Source organism: Oerskovia turbata, from assembly GCF_000718325.1.
GTDB classification, from domain to species: Bacteria; Actinomycetota; Actinomycetes; order Actinomycetales; family Cellulomonadaceae; genus Oerskovia; species Oerskovia turbata.
Genome location: NZ_JOFV01000018.1, coordinates 17,112 through 33,735, shown reverse-complemented (window position 1 = coordinate 33,735; position 16,624 = coordinate 17,112). Strand labels below are relative to the sequence as shown.

Sequence of the window (16,624 nt, the reverse complement as noted above, 5' to 3'; positions counted from 1 at the left end):
CCCAGGATCCTCCTCGTCCCACCGGATCACGACACCACCCGCGCCAACCCGGCATCAGCCTGCGCCACCGCGTCCACGACCCCGCTCACCTGCGTGGCCAGCCCCTCGAGCACGCCCCGCCCCATCATGAGCTCGGTCGAGAACCACAACGCCCACTCCTCGACCGCCGCAGCCACCACCGGGCTCCCCACGTCCTCGCACCACGCCTGCGCCCGCTCCGGGACTTGCCCCACCAACGCCGACATGCGCGTCGAGCCATCGCTCAACGCCGCGTACGACACGCTCAGACCACTCGCCACCACACGCCCCCTGAAGCACCCTCACGTCGATCGACGCACCGCACAGTAGCGCAGCACGCGGTGCCCGACGGCGGAGCCCTCCGCCCTGTGGACAGCCGTGCGGGACCGTGGTCCCACCGGCCGACGAGCCTGGCAACGCCCTCCTCTTCGCCCGGCGTTCCCCGGGCGGAGCCCTGGAGGAGTCCTCGATGCTCCCCGACGACGACCTGGCCACGACTGTCAGCGGGATCGCCCACCTGACCGGTACTGCCGCAGGTCTGCGAACGCTGTTTCGACGACGCCGTGAGAGCGCTGACCCCGTCCTCCGCGGGGACGACTCCGAGGCCGTCCTCCGCGGTGCGCGGCCCCGCTCGCGGCAGGAGCCCTCGCGCCGCTCCGCGTGCGCGTCACGGCCTGACGCTCGCCCCGCGCTGCCCGACGACGTCACGCACCCGGGTGCGTCGGTCGCCGTAGAGCGGGACGATGGCGGAGGCACGTCCCCTCCTCCCCTGACCAGCCCCTGACCAGCGAGGTGCTCCATGACCCGGTTCGTCATCGACCCCGGCACGGTCCTGCGGCTCGTCGCCGACGACGCCCAGGTCTCGGACACGCACGAGCTGCTCGCGCCGACCCTCCTGCGGTCGCAGACGTTGTCCGCTCTGCACGAGGCCGTGCATCGCGGTGACCTGTCCGTCGAGGTCGGGCGGGAGCGGCTGGCCCGCGTCGGCCGTCTGAAGATCCGGCTCCTCGGCGACGGCGTGCTGCGCCGCACCGCGTGGACGGTGGCTGATCGGCTCGGCTGGGCCTCGACCTACGACGCCGAGTACGTGGCCCTCACACAGCTCCAGGGGGATGCCCTCGTGACGGCCGACGTGGAGCTCGCCCGCACCGTCCGGGGGGTGGTCGAGACGGCACCGTACGAGGCGCTTCTCGAGCCCCTGGCGTGATCTGCGCCTCGGGGTCGAACAGAGCCTCGAACCACCCACCTCACCCGGCCGGTGACTGACTCGAAGCACCCGACGGGCCGCCCTTGACGACGTCCTCGGGCTGGAAAGGCTCGACCACGGGCACAGGATCGAACCACCCGATGCTCCGTTGCGACGGCATGCATGCGAACGAACGCGTCCGTTCCCCCTCGTCCACGAGGTCCTGCGGAATCTCCCCCAGCCCACTCCGCAGACGACCGTCCTGACCCTTCACGACCTCGTACGCGTAGAGCTTCCACTCCACCGCTCCGTCCACCGACATGTCCTGCGCGGACACCCAGGTCCCCGCGAACTCGCACACCACGACCGTCGCGCGCTCGCCCGAGGGATCGGCGTCGACCCGTATCGGGTCAAAAGCCAACGGAGCCAGGACGACCAGGTGATCGTCGGGCTCCTCCTTCGCTCGGCCCGCCACGAGTGTCTCGGTACCTTCGATGAGAGCCGGCGTCGTCGTGCTCCACAGATCCGGATCGCTGAAGTCGTGCGCGTTGACCGCCAACGCCCGGTTCAGCTCCGAGGCCCGCACCGCCTGCACCCACGGATCGGACTCCAACGGTCCAGACGGCTCTCCCCCCTCCCACCGCATCCCCGGCGTCGCCAGGTCCGACGGCCCCTCACGCCTGGCGGGCACGGGAGAGCACCCCACCAGCACCACCGCCCCGAGCAACACGCCCACGACGCCCGCTGCGCCATCCCGCACGGTCACTGCCATCTCGTCTCCTCGTCAGTCCCTGTGGTCCGGCGTGCCGCTGCTCGCTCCGGCCCGGCCAGCGTTCACCGCGGCGTCGACCAGGTCGGTCATCGCAAGCCGTTCGGCCTCGACCGAGGGCAGCCCGGCCGCGACATGGCGTCCTACGGCGGCGTCCCACTCCTGGTCGTGGTGTCCCGTCGTGACGAGCTCGGTCAGCAGCTGCCCGACAGCGGCACGCCGGTCGACCAGCATCGACTCGATGCTGGAGTCGCCGGTCACACCTGCCGCAGCCCGGGCGTTGAGCCAGGAGGAACCCGTCACCTGCTTGCCTACCGCTGTCACCATCTCCCCGGCCACGAGGTCCACGCCGAGCTGGAGACCGGGAGCGGACACCGGCACCAGACCGACGGCCGACGAGGCCACGTCGACGAACGCCTGGTTCTGCGGCCAGCCCCGCCTGACGTGCCCGCACCGACCCCGCCTCCACCTGCCACGCCGTGGCGGCCTCACCGTCCCACGTCTGCGGGCCGAGCGTCCCGCGCACCCCTTCGACCCCCGCCGCGACCTGCGTCAGCGCGTCCTGGCACCGGCGCAAGGTTGCCGCGAACCCCGGCGGACCCATCATCACGCCAGCCCCCGGGTCCTCCTCGTCCCACCGGATCACGACATGACCCGAGCCAGCGCCCCGTCGGCCTCCTGCATCGCCTCCGCGACCCCCGTCGCGTGAGCGGCCAACCCGTCCACCTCACCGCGCGCGAGCAGAAGGTCGGTCGAGAACCACAACGCCCATTCCTCCACGGACGCAGCCACGGCTGCGCTCCCCACGTCCTCGCACCACGCCTGTACCCGCTCCGGTACCTGCCCCGCCAGCGACACCAACCGGGCTCCACCGCTCGCCAACGCCTCGAACGACACGCTCAGATCCCCTGCCACCACACAAGCCCCCTGCATCCCCCTGTGCGGCGGGAAGCGCCCTGCCGAAGGCCGCACACTAGCGGAACTCCGGACCCGCCCGGGTGCGGGTTCCGATCGCGAACGGCGAGCCGCAGGTTCACCACGACCACGGGACGAGCACGGAGATGACGTTCTCCGACCGGGACGAGGAGGCCACGCAGAGCGCGACCGTGCGTGAGCTGCGCGCACGGCCGGGCCCACCCGAGGTGAGCGACGCCGTCGGGCACCGTGCCAGGAAGGCTCCCGGATGCCGGCCGACCCGACCGCGAGGACCATGGCCGCATGACGAAGCTGCTGACCGCCGACCCACCGCCCGACACCCTGCCTCGCCGGATCGGGCGTGTCGCGCTCGGTCTGGCCCTCGTGTTCGCCGGGATCAGCCACCTGACCTTCTCGCGCGAGGAGTTCCAGGCCCAGGTGCCGGACTGGTTCCCGGTGGACGAGGACGTCACGGTCCTCGCGTCAGGGGCGGTCGAGATCGCGCTCGGCTCGTCCCTCGTGGTGCTCTCGAAGCGACGCGTCGCGGTCGGGCTGATCGCGGCGGCGTTCTTCGTCGTGATCTTTCCCGGGAACATCGGGCAGTGGCTCGAGCACAAGGACGGGTTCGGGCTAGACACCGACGCCAAGCGGTTCGGCAGGTTGTTCTTCCAGCCCGTGCTCGTCGCGTGGGCGCTGTGGTCGACGGGGGCGTTCAGCGCCCTGCGACGCGCCCGGGCCGACCGCCCCTGATCGGGACGTCGACCACGGAGCGCTGCGACCGGTCTTGACCCGGGGCGGATTCCAGCGGTGGTCGCAACACGTTCGGTGTTGATGGTACGGGCCCGGCCGCTAGAGCGGCCGGGCCCGTACTGTTCACAGGAGTGATGCGATATGGGCGAGGGTGCCGGACTCGATGAGGATGAACAGGCCGAGACCTATGAAGACCGCGGGCACGAGCCAGTGCTCGATCTTCTCCAGTACTTCGGTCACCTTCTCGTTGCTGCCGATGGCGCGCGCGAGCAGGCACCATCCGGCGAGCAGGACGAGGAACACCGCGATCGTGACCAGGGCGTCTGTGGTCGAGATGGTGCGGAACACCGGGGTGTAGATCGCGATGTTGTCCCCGCCGTTGGCGATCGTGATGCCTGCGACGCCGAGCAGCCCGACGGTCTTGAGGGCAGACTCGGCCTCATCGTCGTCGTCCTTGCCGCGCAACGTGCGCACCAGGGCCAGCACGCCGATCGCGAGCGGGATCAGGCCCAGCAGGCCTACCCACTCGTCCGGCACGATCGTCAGGCCCAGCGCAGCCAGGAAGCTGACCGCGATGAGCGTGATCAGGCCCAGGTACTGCCCGGCCACGATCTGCCACTCGCGCAGCCGCGACGTCCCTCGCGCGGCGACCGCGAACAGGACCGTCAGGATCACGATGTCGTCGAGGTTGGTTGCGACGAACAACCCGATCGCGGCCGCGATCGTGCTCAGCACGCCGACACCTGCCCATCCGCGCCGTAGGTCGGGCAGAGCGCGACTGCGCTGCCCGTCGCTGCGAGCAGCGTCTCAGCGGCCGCGAGCATGTCCAGCAGTTCCGAGCGTGCCAACGAGTAGAACACCCGCCGGCCCTCCATGCGTCCGACCACCAGGCCGCAGTCCTTCAAGCACGCCACGTGCGAGGAGACCGTTGACTGCGCCAGCCCTAGATCAGCCGTGAGCTCCGCGACCCGTGCCTCTCCGGCCGCGAGCCGGCGAACGATCGCCAACCTAGCCGGGTCGCCCAGCGACCGGAACAACGCGACCGCCGGCTCAACATCGGCCGTGGTTGCTGTACATACCTCGGATTCTATGATCGACATGGACCGATAATAGCCGACGATTGTCGATCATTTGGGGCTGAGAAGTTGAGTGAGCCGCTGGGTGGAGTGACCCATCCCAGTGTCTTGCGGGGCCGGGTGTTGAGCTGGTGAGCGACGGCGTCCAGGTGCGCGCGGTCGTGGCGGCGCAGGTCAGTGCCCTTCGGGAAGTACTGCCGCAGGAGGCCGTTGGTGTTCTCGTTCGATCCGCGTTGCCAGGGTGAGGCGGGGTCGCAGAAGTAGACCGGGATGCTGGTGGCGAGTGTGAACTCGTGGTGGCGGCCCATCTCCGAGCCCTGGTCCCAAGTGACCGAGCGGCGCAGCGCGACCGGCAAGGTCACCATGGTCTGTACGAGTGCGTCACGGAACGTCACGGCAGATCGGTCCCCGGGAAGGTGTACGAGCACGAGGAATCGGGAGGCTCGCTCGACCAGGGTTCCGATCGCGGACTGCTGGTTCTTGCCGATGATGAGGTCTCCTTCCCAGTGCCCGGGCACGGCTCGGTCAGCTACCTCGAGTGGGCGCTGGGAGATCATGACCATCGGGTGGGAGTAGCGAGGCTGGCGCTGCTGGGCCTGGCGGCGGGGCTTGCGCCGGGCGCGTCCGGTGCGCAGCGCGGTCACGACCTCGCGCCGTAGCCCGCCGCGCGCCTGAACGTAGATCGCTTGGTAAATCGTCTCGGTGCTCACGTTCATCTCCGCCCGACCGGGGTGGCGGGATCGGAGCGCGACGCTGATCTGTTCCGGGCTCCACCGCAGGTCCAGGTGCTTCTGGACGAAGTCTCGCAGGGGCGCGTGAGATGCGATCTTCGCGGGCTTGGGGCGGGGCCGGCGGCCGTCGGCGCGCAGTTGAGCAGCGTGCGGACGGTACTGCCCGTTCGTCGGGTGCCGGTTGCGTGTGACCTCCCGGCTGATCGTGGAGACCGACCGCCCGAGCTCGGCAGCGATCGACCGCAAGGACTTCCTCTCCCGCAGCAGGTCCGCGATCACGAGTCGGTCCGAGAGCGAAAGGAACCTGCCCGAAGACAGCGAGAAGGCCCGCGCGACCCCCACCGAATGTGGGAGTCCCGCGGGCCGTCTTCCTGCTGGGGATCCGTTGCGCCACCGCTTGCCCGTGCGCCGGTTGATCCCGACGATCCTGCAAGCCTCATTACTGCTCATGCCCTGGGCCATGAGCAGGAAGTATGCCTCGCGCTCACGCTCGAGCTTCCGCCTGCCCTGCGGTGCTCGCAGGGGTCTGATCTCAAAGTCCATCGCATCCCCGAAGGTCGGGTGTTGCGACGACTGCTAGAACTCAAGCGGCGCGGAGGGGGGCTATTTTCGGTCCATCGACCAGACCGACCGGTCGGTCTAGCCGACGGGACGGCAAGCGATCCCGCCTCGGACCACCACGAAGGAGCCGCACCGTGCTGACGATCCCACCGGCCTTCCACGAGGTGCTCGGCGAACGCCAGGACCCACGCATGCTCGGCGCGATCGCGGGCGTCGGCCTCGCGGGCACGGCGCTGCTCGTCCTCGCCGACCGTCCGGCGTTCGAGGCCGTGCCCACCTGGCAGGCCGTGGCCGCGACCCTCCTGGTCCTCGACGTCCTGTGCGGTGCGCTCGCGAACTTCTCCCGCGGGACCAACGACTACTACGCGACCCGCCCGCGGCACCGTGCCGTCTTCCTCGCGATCCACGTCCACCTGGTCGCGATCGCGCTGCTGCTCGGCACCGACCTCCTGCCCGCGGTCGTGGTGTGGGTCGTGACCGTCGCGGCCGCCGCGCTCGTCACGTCGCTGCGGCTCCCCGCGCAGCAGCTCCAGGTCGCTGCCGCCGTCGTGGTCGCCTCGGGGGCGGCCGTCCCCGTCCTGTTCGCCGGGTCGACCCTGATGACCGCGGTGGCGCTGCTGTTCGTGATCAAGGTCGTCCTCGCGTTCGCGGTCGACCACTACGGGGGACGTGCCACCCACGACCCCGCGCACGCCGACGCGCCCGGCCCCGCGCACCGTGACACGGCGCGGGACGCGACGTGACGACCGTCCGCGACCTGCACCGGTCCGAGCACCGCCCGGCCGCCGCCCTCCTGGCGAGGGCGTTCGCGACCGACCCGCTCTTCCTCGACCTGTTCGGCGACGTACCCGACGAACCGGACGCCCGCCGTCGGGCGCTCCGCTTCACGTCGTGGGTCCTCGGGGCGAACCGCCTGCTCGGGGGGCGTCGACGAGCGGTCCTGGACAGCGCACGGATCGTCGGAGTCGCGGTCGTCGAACCGCCGCAGGGAGCCACGCGACGCACCGTGGGCGCCGCCCTCGCAGCCCTGCGCTTCGCGCCCGTCGCCCTGGCGCTGCCGACCGCCGCGACGGCCCGGCTCAACCGGTACGGCCGCGAGACCCGGGCCCTCGTCCCGGCGACGCCCCACCACTACCTCACGATGATCGGCGTCGACCCCGCCGCCCAGGGCGCGGGCCTGGGCCGGGTGCTGCTCGACGACGTCGTCGAGCTCGCCGAGCGAGACCCCCGGTCGGCCGGGGTCGGCCTCGACACGGAGAACCCGGACAACCTCGGCTTCTACGCCCGGCACGGCTTCGCGCCGTGCGGCGAGCTCGCCACGGCCGCGTTCACCGCCCACGTGCTGTTCCGTCCACGAGGATCATGACCATGGCCAACACGCTCCCCACCCGTGATCGGATCGTCGAGACCGCGTTCCGACTCTTCCTGACCCAGGGCTACGAGAACACGAGCACCGTGCAGCTCGTCGCCGCGACCGGCCTGTCCAAGGGCGCGATCTACCACCACTTCCGCGACAAGGAGGAGATCCGGTCGGCGGCCGTCGAGCACTTCCTGCTGCGCTACGTCGCCCCGCCCGCCTCCGAGGAAGGCGAGGACGCACCCCTCGGTCTCGCCGCGACGCTGCACCACGTGGCCGACGCGTACGCCCGCGTCCTCGAGACCGTCGCCGCGCTCACGGACGACCCCCTCGCCTACCACCGGTTCGTGCTCGCGGCCGCACCTGGCCTGCGCGAGACGCTGCAGGACGCCGTCGGGCAGGTCCGCGACGCACTGACCGACGCCGCGCGCACGTCCCAGGACGACGGCACCGTCACGACGGCGCTCCCCCCGGAGCGCGTCGCGGAGAACGCTGCCGCGCTCGTCGAGGGGGCCGGACTGCTCTGGTCCGTGGACCCGCGCGGGTCGGCGCGCGACCGGCTGCGTGCCGCCGTGGACGACCACCTGCTGCTCCTGTCCGGGACGTCGACAGGGACCGCGTCGTAGCGCCGAGAGGTCGTCGAGCGGCCCGGACGCAGAGCGGAGGCCCGCCCTGACCGCGCCGCACTAGCTCGTGAGCAGGGAGACGACGAGCAACGTGGCGATGACGACCCCGGCGCAGACGACCAGGCCGATCAGCAGGCTCCTGTTCGTGGACGAAACAGCTCTCTCTGTCGGGCGGGCATGCTCTGCCCTGTGCTCCGCACATGACGTGACGTCGAGCGCGTTCGTTCCCGTCCATGCTGCCCCGAACTCGTCCGCCACGCCCGGGACGCGAGCCCAGGCGCGTCCAGGTCGTGCGCGCGGCTACGGTGGGGGCGCTCATCGCCGCCTCGAGCTGGAGCGTCCTCGCACCGTGATCACCACCCTCCTGGTCCAGCACCCGTGGTTCTCCCCGACTGTGCTCGCTCTGCTCGTGATCCTCGGCCCCGTCGTGGGAAGGCGGCTGGACGGGCGCCCACGGATCGCCTGGACGCTGTTCGGGATCTCGCTCGTGCCGATCGTGCTGCTCACCCTCGCCCCGTCCAGCCGAGAGATCGTCGAGCGGTGCACCGTCGCCTGGGCGCTGCCGACGTTCGGCCGCGTCGAGCTCATGGCCAACGTGATCCTCTTCGTGCCGCCCGTCCTGCTCGCGGCGATCGCGAGCCGTCGACCGTTCGTCGCGTTCCTCGGCGGCGTCGCGGGCTCGGCCGCAGTGGAGCTCGTGCAGGCGCTGACTCCTGCCCTCGGACGGTCGTGCGACACGAACGACTGGCTCACCAACTCGATCGGGGCCGCGATCGGCGCCCTCCTGGCAGGCGCCGCGATCTGGGCCGTACGACGGTGGCCGTCGCACGAGCCAGAGTCCTCCGGCGACGAGACGGCACGCGTCCGACCCACCTCGACTGCCCTTCCTGAGGTCGAGGAGCGTCGACGAGACGTGACAGGTTGACGTGCAGCGCAGACGGTACGGACACACCACTGGACCGTGCACGTCCGGGGCGTGGCACACCGGTCGCGAAAGGTAGGTTGCACGCATGCGTGTCCGAGGATCGGACGACCGGAACACGCGACTGCACGACAGACGTCAGTTCTTCCTGACCGCGCAGACGTCCGTTTGCGGGCGGCCCGGCTGTGTACTCGACGCAGCGGACCCGGCCGGTCGCGAGCTGACGTTCGACACAAAGAGGGCAGCAACCAGATGGCCACGTCAACAGAGCGGAACTCTCGGATGTCACGGGTGAACATCAGCAAGGAGCACCCTGTCGTCTATCAGCACGTCGCTGAGCTCAGCAAGGCAGCCGAAGCGGCCGCGGCAGACGCCGGACTCGACACACAGCTCGTCGAGCTGATCCGGCTGCGCGTGTCCCAGCTCAACGGATGCGCCTTCTGCTGTCGTCTGCACACGCGCGACGCGCTGCGGGCCGGCGAGAGCGCGGACAGGCTCGCAGTGCTGCCCGTCTGGTGGGAGTCGCAGTACTTCACGGACATCGAAAGGTCGGCTCTCGGACTGGCGGAGGAAGTGACACGGCTCTCCGTCCCCGCGCGCGACGACTGGGACGACGGGTCGCTCACCGCCGAGCAGGTCTCAGCGGTGAGCTGGCTCGCCGTGGTGATGAGCGCCTGGAACCGCGTAGCGATTCGCAGCGGCTACCGGGTTGCGCCCTGAGTCGTGCCGACCGGGACCTTGTTCCCGCGGTGGCTCGACGGCTGATCTCGACCGGTCGATCCACCCCAGCCAGGACTTCACCACGCTCTGGGAATCAGCGCCCGACATCGCCGACGTGTGCGCGGGAATGCTCGTCGGTGAATACCTGTGGGCTTCGACCCACATGGACGTCCCGCTGCGCATCTACGCAGCCGACTCCGGGCGCGTGATCCCGACCTCCGACGCGGGCAAGGGCCTTGATCACCGACGGCCGGAGAGCAGTGACGTTCGGAGCGTATGGGGCGCCGTCGACCTTCCGGGTCGGGGACCTGGGCGCCCACTCCCTGCGAGGGCCCCGCGCCCAGGGACGACTCCCCCTGTCCCGCACCGCGGCGGGTGACGGTCTACAGATGATGGGTCACCACGACGTGCTCCCCGTGTTCTCCAGAGACCGCTGGTTCACCGTCTCTCTCGACGAGATCCTCGCCTCGGCGTGACGAGTGCGACGGTGGCCTCCCAGCAGCGCTGACGTAGCGCGTCTCGGTCGACACGACAACAGAACTCAGACCTGCATGTCCACGAACCGCGCGTAGTGTCCCTGGAACGCGACGGTGATCGTGTCGGTCGGGCCGTTACGGTGCTTGGCGACGATCAGGTCGGCCTCGCCGGCTCGCGGGGACTCCTTCTCGTAGGCGTCCTCGCGGTGGAGCAGGATGACCATGTCGGCGTCCTGCTCGATGCTGTTGTGAACGGCGATGCCATTGGCGACGAAGTTGTGGGTCCCGACGACGGTCGCGTCGTAGACCGGCTTCTCGCCCTCGAGGGTGATCGACACGACCTCGTCCCACAGCAGGTCGTTGACCGCCATGATCTCGAGCTCCTCGCTGCCGAGGACGTCAGCGATCTTCCCGAGACGCTGCCGTGAGGGAGACGCCGTGAACATCGTGCTCCCGTTGAACTGCGTCCCCACGGCCTCGGCGAACTTCCGGTGCGACATGCCGCGTTCCTCGAGGAGCACACGGACGTCGTCCCACACCTGTCGCGGCACAGTGTCGACGTTGGTGTTCGCGCAGGTGTCGCGGATGATCTCGAGGAGCCGCTCGGCGGCGGCACCACGCTCGCCGTGCACCCCGATCTCCTGGAGGAACCGCCGCTGGTCGTCCACGCCGGAGATGTCGAGCGTGTACCCGGTCCGGTACGCGCCCTTGGGTGTGGCCGTCCGCAGACGGGTGGAGATGCCGAAGCGCAGCAGCAGGCGGGACAGTCCGTCGACGAGCTGTCGGGAGGTCGAGGCGTAGTAGATGCGGCCGCTGCGGCCGTTCGCGTTGACGGTCACGGACCCGTCGGTCGCCCAGATGTGCCGGATGAAGAGCGCGATCTGCTCCTTCGGCAGGTGGAACACGGTCGAGGGCACGAACTTCTCGTGGCTCCGCGCCCCGAAGAGCCCCAGGTCGTCGAGCCACTCGGCGACGGGGTTCCGCTTGCCGCGGGCCAGTCGGTAGGGCGCGGGGAGCCGCAGCGTGGTGCAGCGGGCGACCGCGTACTCGTCGCGGATCGGGGTGATGCCGAAGGCGCCCGCGGCCTCCGAGACGACCGCGAGGTTCTTCTCGTCGATCGACGCGTAGCGGATGGGTTGACGCTTGACGAACGAGCCGTCGCCCAGCATGTGGGCGAGCATGACGACCTTGCGGTCGTCCCATGCGACGTTCTGCTCCGGGCCGGGGACGTGGCGCGGCACGCCGAGGCGCGAGCCCACCTGGAGCTCGCCGAGCGGCGTCCAGCCCTCGTACGTGAGGAACGGGTGGTTCGCGGTCGCGCTGATCTCCTTGCCCGAGGCCAGCTTGAGGCGGAACGTCTCGCGCGTCCCGGTGGGGAACACGTGCGTGAGGTGGCGTCGCACGTACTGGAGGCGTTCGTTGAGCGCCCACACGGGGACGTCCTTGGCGCCGAGCGCGTAGAGCTCGCCCATCGTGGTCTCGGCGCCCGTGTCCGCTCGCAAGATCTTGGTGTCCTCGGTGAGGCAGCCGGACTCACGCAGGTCGCTCATCGCCGGCTTCTTGTCCGTGCGCTGCTCAGCGCCACGGTTCAGCTGCGAGATCGCGATGACCGGGACCTCGAGCTCCTTCGCGAGGAGCTTGAGCGCACGGGAGAACTCGGAGACCTCCTGCTGTCGGGACTCGACGCGCTTGCCCGACGTCATGAGCTGGAGGTAGTCGATCACGACGAGCTTGAGGTCGTGCTTCTGCTTGAGCCGGCGGCACTTGGCGCGGATCTCCATGAGCGACATGTTGGGCGAGTCGTCGATGAAGAGCGGCGCCTCGGAGATCTTGCCCATGGTGCCGGCGAGCTTCTGCCAGTCGTCCTCGCCCATGGAGCCGTTGCGCATCTTCTGCAGGTGGATGCGTGCCTCGGCGGCCAACAGACGCATCGTGATCTCGTTGCGGCTCATCTCGAGCGAGAACACGACGGACGTCATGTTATGCTTTATGGAAGCACTCCTAACAATGTCGATTCCCAGCGTCGACTTGCCGATTGCCGGACGTGCCGCGATCACGATCATCTGCCCGGGGTGCAGCCCGTTGGTCAGCCGGTCGAGGTCGGCGAAGCCCGTCGGCACCCCGACCATGCCCTCGCCGCGGTGCCCTGCGGCCTCGATCTCGTCGACGGTCCCACCGATGACCTCGCCCAGGACGATGTAGTCCTCGGCGGTGCGCCGCTCGGTGACGGCGTAGACCTCGGCCTGCGCGTTGTTCACGACGTCGTCGACGTCGCCGCCGTCGGTCGCGTAGCCGAGCTGGACGATGCGGGTCCCGGCCTCGACGAGGCGGCGCAGCACGGCCCGCTCGCGCACGATCCGCGCGTAGTAGCCGGCGTTGGCCGCGGTCGGGACCATGGCCATGAGGTCGTGGATGTAGGGCGCGCCGCCGATCCGACCCAGCTCGCCGCGGCGCGTGAGCTCGGCGACGACCGTGATGGCGTCCGCGGGCTCACCGCGCCCGTAGAGGTCGATGATGACGTCGTAGATCGACTCGTGGGCCGGCTTGTAGAAGTCGGTGCCGCGGATCTGCTCGATCACGTCGGCGATGGCGTCCTTGGACAGGAGCATGCCGCCGAGGACGCTCTGCTCGGCCGCGATGTCCTGCGGCGGGGTGCGGTCGAACCCGGGACCGCCGCTGCCTGCGGGTGGTCCGAAGCTCGACTCGAGCTCGTCGATCGACATGCGGGCCCCTCACTCCCCCGGCGTGGCCGGGTATCGTCCTGCGTCGCACATCTGTTCTACTCCGGCCCACCGACACGTCTTGAGCCCGCGTCGTCGAGGGGTGTCGTGTGGTGCTGCACCGTCGACCGTCCGTGGGCCCGAGCATGCACGACTCAGCGACACTAGATCGCGCTTCCATCCCCCGCAAACGCCCCTGTTCACAGACGTGTGGACAGCCTGTGGACAGACAGCCCCAGCCTGTTCACAGCCATGTGGACAACCATGTGGACAAGTGGTGAGTTGTCCCCTGTACACGTCCTTGAGCAGCCTGTTCACTAGGCTCAGGGGTGTGGACGAAAGAAATTCCGGCGACACGCCGCACACACGCCGACCTACTCCCGGTCAACCCGCCGACGCCGATCGTTCACCCCGTTCACCCGAGGGTCGTTCCCCGGCCCCCGAGGAAGGCCCGCCCCGGCCGCCGTCGTCCACAGGTGCCCCTCGCCCGAGCCGTCGTCTCATCGACAGGCAGATCCTGGCCCTCGCGGTCCCCGCCCTGGGGGCGCTCGTCGCGGAGCCGATCTTCGTGCTCGTGGACAGCGCCGTCGTCGGGCACCTGGGGACGGCCGAGCTGGCCGGGCTCTCCCTGGCCTCCACGGTTCTGCTGACCCTGGTCGGCCTGTGCGTGTTCCTCGCGTACGCGACCACCGCGGCCGTGGCCCGGCGCATCGGCGCGGGCCACCGGCGCGAAGCCCTCCAGTCGGGGATCGACGGCATGTGGCTCGCGCTGGGCCTGGGCCTGGTGCTCGCGGCGACCCTGTGGATCGGCGGCGGCTGGGCGATCGGCGCGATGGGCGGCACGGGCGAGGTCGCCGAGCACGCCCTGGTGTACCTGCGATGGTCGGGCCTGGGCTTGCCGGGCATGCTCGTCGTCCTGGCGTCCACGGGCGTGCTGCGCGGCCTGCAGGACACCCGCACGCCCCTCTACGTCGCCGCGGGCGGCGCGACGTTCAACGCGGTCCTCAACGTCGTCCTCGTGTACGGCGTGGGGCTGGGCATCGCGGGCTCGGGCATCGGGACGGCCGTCGCGCAGCTCACCATGGGCGCGGTGCTCGGCGTCGTCGTCGTGCGTGGTGCCCGACGGGAGGGTGCGTCGCTGCGCCCCGCCGCGGGCGGTATCTGGTCCAACGCGCGCGCGGGCGCGCCGCTGTTCGTGCGCACGCTCTCGCTGCGCCTCGCGATCCTCCTGACGGTCTTCGTCGCGACGGGCCTGGGCGAGGTAACGCTCGCGGGCTACCAGGTCGTCGCGTCGGTGTGGGGGCTCGCGGCGTTCGCGCTCGACGCCCTCGCGATCGCCGCGCAGGCCCTCGTGGGCCACGGCCTGGGCGCAGGCGACCGCTCGCACGTCCGTTCGGTGCTGCGCCGCACGCTCCAGTGGGGCGTCGGTGCGGGCGCGCTGCTGGGCCTCGTGATGGCCGCGGGCGGCTGGTGGTTCGCGCTGTTCTTCACGTCCGACCCCGACGTCCGCACGGCCGTCGCCCTCGGCATGGCCGTGTGCGGCCTGCTGCTGCCCATGGCGGGCTGGGTGTTCGTCCTCGACGGGGTGCTCATCGGCGCCGGGGACGGCCGCTACCTCGCGTGGGCGGGCATGGTCACGTTCGTCGCGTACGTCCCGTTCGCGCTGGCGGTCCGCGCACTGGCGCCCGACGGCGCCGCAGGCCTCGCGTGGTTGTGGGCGGCCTTCGCGGGGGTCTTCATGGCAGCGCGGGCCCTGACCACGGGGCTGCGAGCGCGCGGCGACCGGTGGATGGTCACGGGCGCATGAACGGAGCTGTCAGAACGAGCGAGGCCCAGAGGTCACGCTCGTTCTGACAGACCGGTCCACAGACCGGTCCAGCAGAACGCCGACGGCCCGGCCCCCTCCGCAGAGGGGACCGGGCCGTCGGGTGAGATCTCCGATCCATCCATCCCTCACGGGACAGGGGCGATCAGTCGATCAGGCAGCCACCACGTTGACCGCGATGTTCGCCGAGACCTCGGCGTGCAGGCGGATGGTGACCGTGTACGAACCGGTCGACTTGATCGGCTGGCCGATCTCGATCTTGCGCTTGTCGACGGACGGGCCGCCGGCAGCCTTCACGGCCTCGGCGATGTCACCGGTGGTGACGGCACCGAACAGACGGCCGCCCTGGCCCGCCTTGGCGGTGACGACGACAGGCTTCGACTGCAGCGAGTCGCGCGTCGCCTTGGCCTCGTCGAGCGTCGCGATCTCGCGAGCCTTGCGTGCCTTGCGGATCGCAGAGATCTGCGACTCGGCACCCTTGGACCATCCGGTCGCCAGGCCACGGGGCACGAGGAAGTTACGGGCGTACCCGTCCTTGACCTCGACCACGTCGCCGGGCTCGCCCAGGCCGGTGACCTCGTGGGTCAGAATGAGCTTTGCCATGTTCTATCCCCTCTCGATCAGCGTGCGGACGACGAGTACGGCAGGAGCGCCATCTCGCGAGCGTTCTTGACGGCACGTGCGATCTGACGCTGCTCCTGGACGGAGACGCCGGTCACGCGACGGGCACGGATCTTCCCGCGGTCGGAGATGAACTTCCGCAGCAGGGTCGTGTCCTTGTAGTCGACCGACTCGATCTTCGCCGACTTCAGGGGGTTGGACTTCTTCTTGGGCTTGCGCACCACTGGCTTCGCCATGGTGTTGCTCCTTCACAAGGTGCTATCCCCGGCCGGGGCGAGTGCCGTCGTCGGGCACCTGCCCTGCCGGGAAGGGTTTGTCTGGGGTGAGCGGTGACTAGAAGGGGGGCTCGTCCGAGAACGAGGACCCACCCGACGACGCCGGGCCAGCCGTGGCCCACGGGTCGTCGTTGTTCTGCTGGCCACCGCCGGAAGCGCTGAAACCACCGCCGCTCGAAGCGCCGCCGCCGCCGAAACCGCCGCCACCACCGAAGTTGCCGCCACCCGAGCGCTGGGCCCGGGTGACCTTCGCGGAGGCGTACTTCAGGGAAGGACCGATCTCCTCCACCTGCAGCTCGACGACCGTGCGCTTCTCCCCCTCGCGGGTCTCGTACGAACGCTGGACCAGACGGCCCTGAACAATCACGCGCATGCCCTTGGTCAAGGACTCGGCGACGTTCTCCGCGGCCTCGCGCCAGATCGAGCAGCGCATGAACAGCGTGTCGCCGTCCTTCCACTCGTTGCTCTGACGGTCGAAGGTGCGCGGCGTGGACGCCACGGTGAAGTTGGCGACGGCAGCCCCTGCGGGGGTGAAGCGAAGCTCCGGGTCCCCGGTCAGGTTTCCGACCACCGTGATGACGGTTTCACCAGCCATGCCAGCTCCTCATTGTTCGTTGCGTATCGAAGAAACTTCGAAGGGGATGACCCCCGTCCGCGGACATCCCACCACGTGCCACTGACGGCGCCCGTGAGGACGCGCAGAGCACCGGGACGGCGCGAGGGAAGTCAGACGTGCGAGGCGATCAGCGAGCGTCGGTGCGCAGGACCTTCGTGCGCAGGACGACCTCGTTGAGGCCGAGCTGACGGTCCAGCTCCTTGGCCGTGTCCGACGTCGAGGTGAAGTCGACGACGGCGTAGATGCCCTCGGACTTCTTGTTGATCTCGAAGGACAGGCGGCGACGGCCCCAGATGTCCACCTTGTCGACAGTGCCACCGTCGGTCTTGATGACCGTCAGGTACTTGTCGAGCGACGGAGCAACGGTGCGCTCCTCGATCTCGGGGTCGAGGATGATCATCAATTCGTACTGACGCATGCGGTAAACCCACCTCCTGCGGACTCAGCGGTCACGGTCTCT

At 69.9% G+C, this 16,624-nt stretch carries 19 protein-coding genes and 1 pseudogene; 8 read left to right on the top strand and 12 right to left on the bottom strand.

The genetic code is table 11. The annotated features are described in order from the left end of the window. Positions 1–26: 26 nt before the first annotated feature. On the bottom strand, positions 27–191 hold the full coding sequence (locus IE95_RS20560; protein WP_157283442.1) for a hypothetical protein: 165 nt from the start codon (positions 189–191) through the stop codon (positions 27–29). A 626-nt stretch (positions 192–817) separates the two neighbouring features. On the opposite strand from IE95_RS20560, the gene IE95_RS0116175 reads away from it, so the two are divergent. Next, the gene (locus IE95_RS0116175) at positions 818–1,225 is read left to right on the top strand and encodes a type II toxin-antitoxin system VapC family toxin (RefSeq protein ID WP_030152701.1); all 408 of its coding nucleotides are present in this window, start codon (positions 818–820) and stop codon (positions 1,223–1,225) included. Positions 1,226–1,265: 40 nt separating this feature from the next. On the opposite strand, the gene IE95_RS20555 is transcribed toward IE95_RS0116175, so the two are convergent. From IE95_RS20555 to IE95_RS20550, 3 genes are all read right to left on the bottom strand, one after another. Beyond that, entirely contained in the window at positions 1,266–1,679 is a 414-nt protein-coding gene (locus IE95_RS20555) for a hypothetical protein (RefSeq protein ID WP_129429632.1), read from the bottom strand. A 309-nt stretch (positions 1,680–1,988) separates the two neighbouring features. Further along, on the bottom strand, positions 1,989–2,378 hold the full coding sequence (locus IE95_RS0116165; protein ID WP_030152691.1) for a hypothetical protein: 390 nt from the start codon (positions 2,376–2,378) through the stop codon (positions 1,989–1,991). A 237-nt stretch (positions 2,379–2,615) separates the two neighbouring features. After that, positions 2,616–2,765, bottom strand: coding sequence for a hypothetical protein (locus tag IE95_RS20550; protein WP_157283440.1), 150 nt, complete (start codon positions 2,763–2,765; stop codon positions 2,616–2,618). 426 nt (positions 2,766–3,191) lie between these two features. On the opposite strand from IE95_RS20550, the gene IE95_RS0116155 reads away from it, so the two are divergent. Then, positions 3,192–3,638 (top strand): DoxX family protein, encoded by a 447-nt coding sequence (locus tag IE95_RS0116155; RefSeq protein WP_030152687.1) that lies wholly within the window; start codon positions 3,192–3,194, stop codon positions 3,636–3,638. A gap of 123 nt (positions 3,639–3,761) precedes the next feature. Here the strand turns inward: IE95_RS0116155 and IE95_RS0116150 are convergent, their stop codons facing one another. From IE95_RS0116150 to IE95_RS0116140, 3 genes and pseudogenes are all read right to left on the bottom strand, one after another. Further along, positions 3,762–4,373, bottom strand: a complete 612-nt coding sequence (locus IE95_RS0116150) for a cadmium resistance transporter (RefSeq protein ID WP_030152685.1) — start codon at positions 4,371–4,373, stop codon at positions 3,762–3,764. Beyond that, positions 4,367–4,738, bottom strand: a complete 372-nt coding sequence (locus IE95_RS0116145) for an ArsR/SmtB family transcription factor (RefSeq protein WP_030152683.1) — start codon at positions 4,736–4,738, stop codon at positions 4,367–4,369. Before IE95_RS0116145 ends, IE95_RS0116150 begins: the two co-directional genes overlap by 7 nt. Positions 4,739–4,765: 27 nt before the next feature. Next, positions 4,766–5,895: pseudogene (locus IE95_RS0116140) on the bottom strand (IS30 family transposase). 245 nt (positions 5,896–6,140) lie between these two features. On the opposite strand from IE95_RS0116140, the gene IE95_RS0116135 reads away from it, so the two are divergent. The 5 genes from IE95_RS0116135 to IE95_RS0116110 all read left to right on the top strand — a co-directional run bounded on the left by IE95_RS0116135 (position 6,141) and on the right by IE95_RS0116110 (position 9,631). Further along, a complete protein-coding gene (locus IE95_RS0116135) occupies positions 6,141–6,749 on the top strand; it encodes a hypothetical protein (RefSeq protein ID WP_051703209.1) in 609 nt (202 codons plus the stop codon). Beyond that, on the top strand, positions 6,746–7,372 hold the full coding sequence (locus IE95_RS19780) for a GNAT family N-acetyltransferase (protein ID WP_051703208.1): 627 nt from the start codon (positions 6,746–6,748) through the stop codon (positions 7,370–7,372). Before IE95_RS0116135 ends, IE95_RS19780 begins: the two co-directional genes overlap by 4 nt. 2 nt (positions 7,373–7,374) lie before the next feature. Next, positions 7,375–7,989, top strand: coding sequence for a TetR/AcrR family transcriptional regulator (locus IE95_RS19775; RefSeq protein ID WP_030152674.1), 615 nt, complete (start codon positions 7,375–7,377; stop codon positions 7,987–7,989). A 349-nt stretch (positions 7,990–8,338) separates the two neighbouring features. Then, positions 8,339–8,914 carry a VanZ family protein gene (locus IE95_RS0116115; protein WP_051703207.1) on the top strand — a complete coding sequence of 192 codons (576 nt, stop codon included), beginning with the start codon at positions 8,339–8,341 and terminating at the stop codon, positions 8,912–8,914. A 279-nt stretch (positions 8,915–9,193) separates the two neighbouring features. Then, a complete protein-coding gene (locus IE95_RS0116110; protein WP_030152668.1) occupies positions 9,194–9,631 on the top strand; it encodes a carboxymuconolactone decarboxylase family protein in 438 nt (145 codons plus the stop codon). 541 nt (positions 9,632–10,172) lie between these two features. Here the strand turns inward: IE95_RS0116110 and IE95_RS0116100 are convergent. Then, positions 10,173–12,830, bottom strand: a complete 2,658-nt coding sequence (locus tag IE95_RS0116100; protein ID WP_030152664.1) for a replicative DNA helicase — start codon at positions 12,828–12,830, stop codon at positions 10,173–10,175. A gap of 499 nt (positions 12,831–13,329) precedes the next feature. Between IE95_RS0116100 and IE95_RS0116095 the strand changes: the two genes are divergently transcribed. Further along, a complete protein-coding gene (locus tag IE95_RS0116095) occupies positions 13,330–14,634 on the top strand; it encodes an MATE family efflux transporter (protein WP_030152658.1) in 1,305 nt (434 codons plus the stop codon). A gap of 171 nt (positions 14,635–14,805) precedes the next feature. Here the strand turns inward: IE95_RS0116095 and rplI are convergent, their stop codons facing one another. From rplI to rpsF, 4 genes are all read right to left on the bottom strand, one after another. After that, a complete protein-coding gene (gene rplI, locus IE95_RS0116090; RefSeq protein ID WP_030152656.1) occupies positions 14,806–15,255 on the bottom strand; it encodes a 50S ribosomal protein L9 in 450 nt (149 codons plus the stop codon). Between the two features lie 17 nt (positions 15,256–15,272). Next, positions 15,273–15,509 carry a 30S ribosomal protein S18 gene (gene rpsR / locus IE95_RS0116085; protein WP_030152654.1) on the bottom strand — a complete coding sequence of 79 codons (237 nt, stop codon included), beginning with the start codon at positions 15,507–15,509 and terminating at the stop codon, positions 15,273–15,275. Between the two features lie 97 nt (positions 15,510–15,606). Continuing rightward, positions 15,607–16,143: a single-stranded DNA-binding protein gene (locus IE95_RS0116080; protein ID WP_030152653.1), complete on the bottom strand. Its 537-nt coding sequence runs from the start codon at positions 16,141–16,143 to the stop codon at positions 15,607–15,609. Positions 16,144–16,291: 148 nt separating this feature from the next. Beyond that, positions 16,292–16,582, bottom strand: coding sequence for a 30S ribosomal protein S6 (rpsF, locus tag IE95_RS0116075; protein WP_030152648.1), 291 nt, complete (start codon positions 16,580–16,582; stop codon positions 16,292–16,294). Positions 16,583–16,624 lie beyond the last annotated feature (42 nt).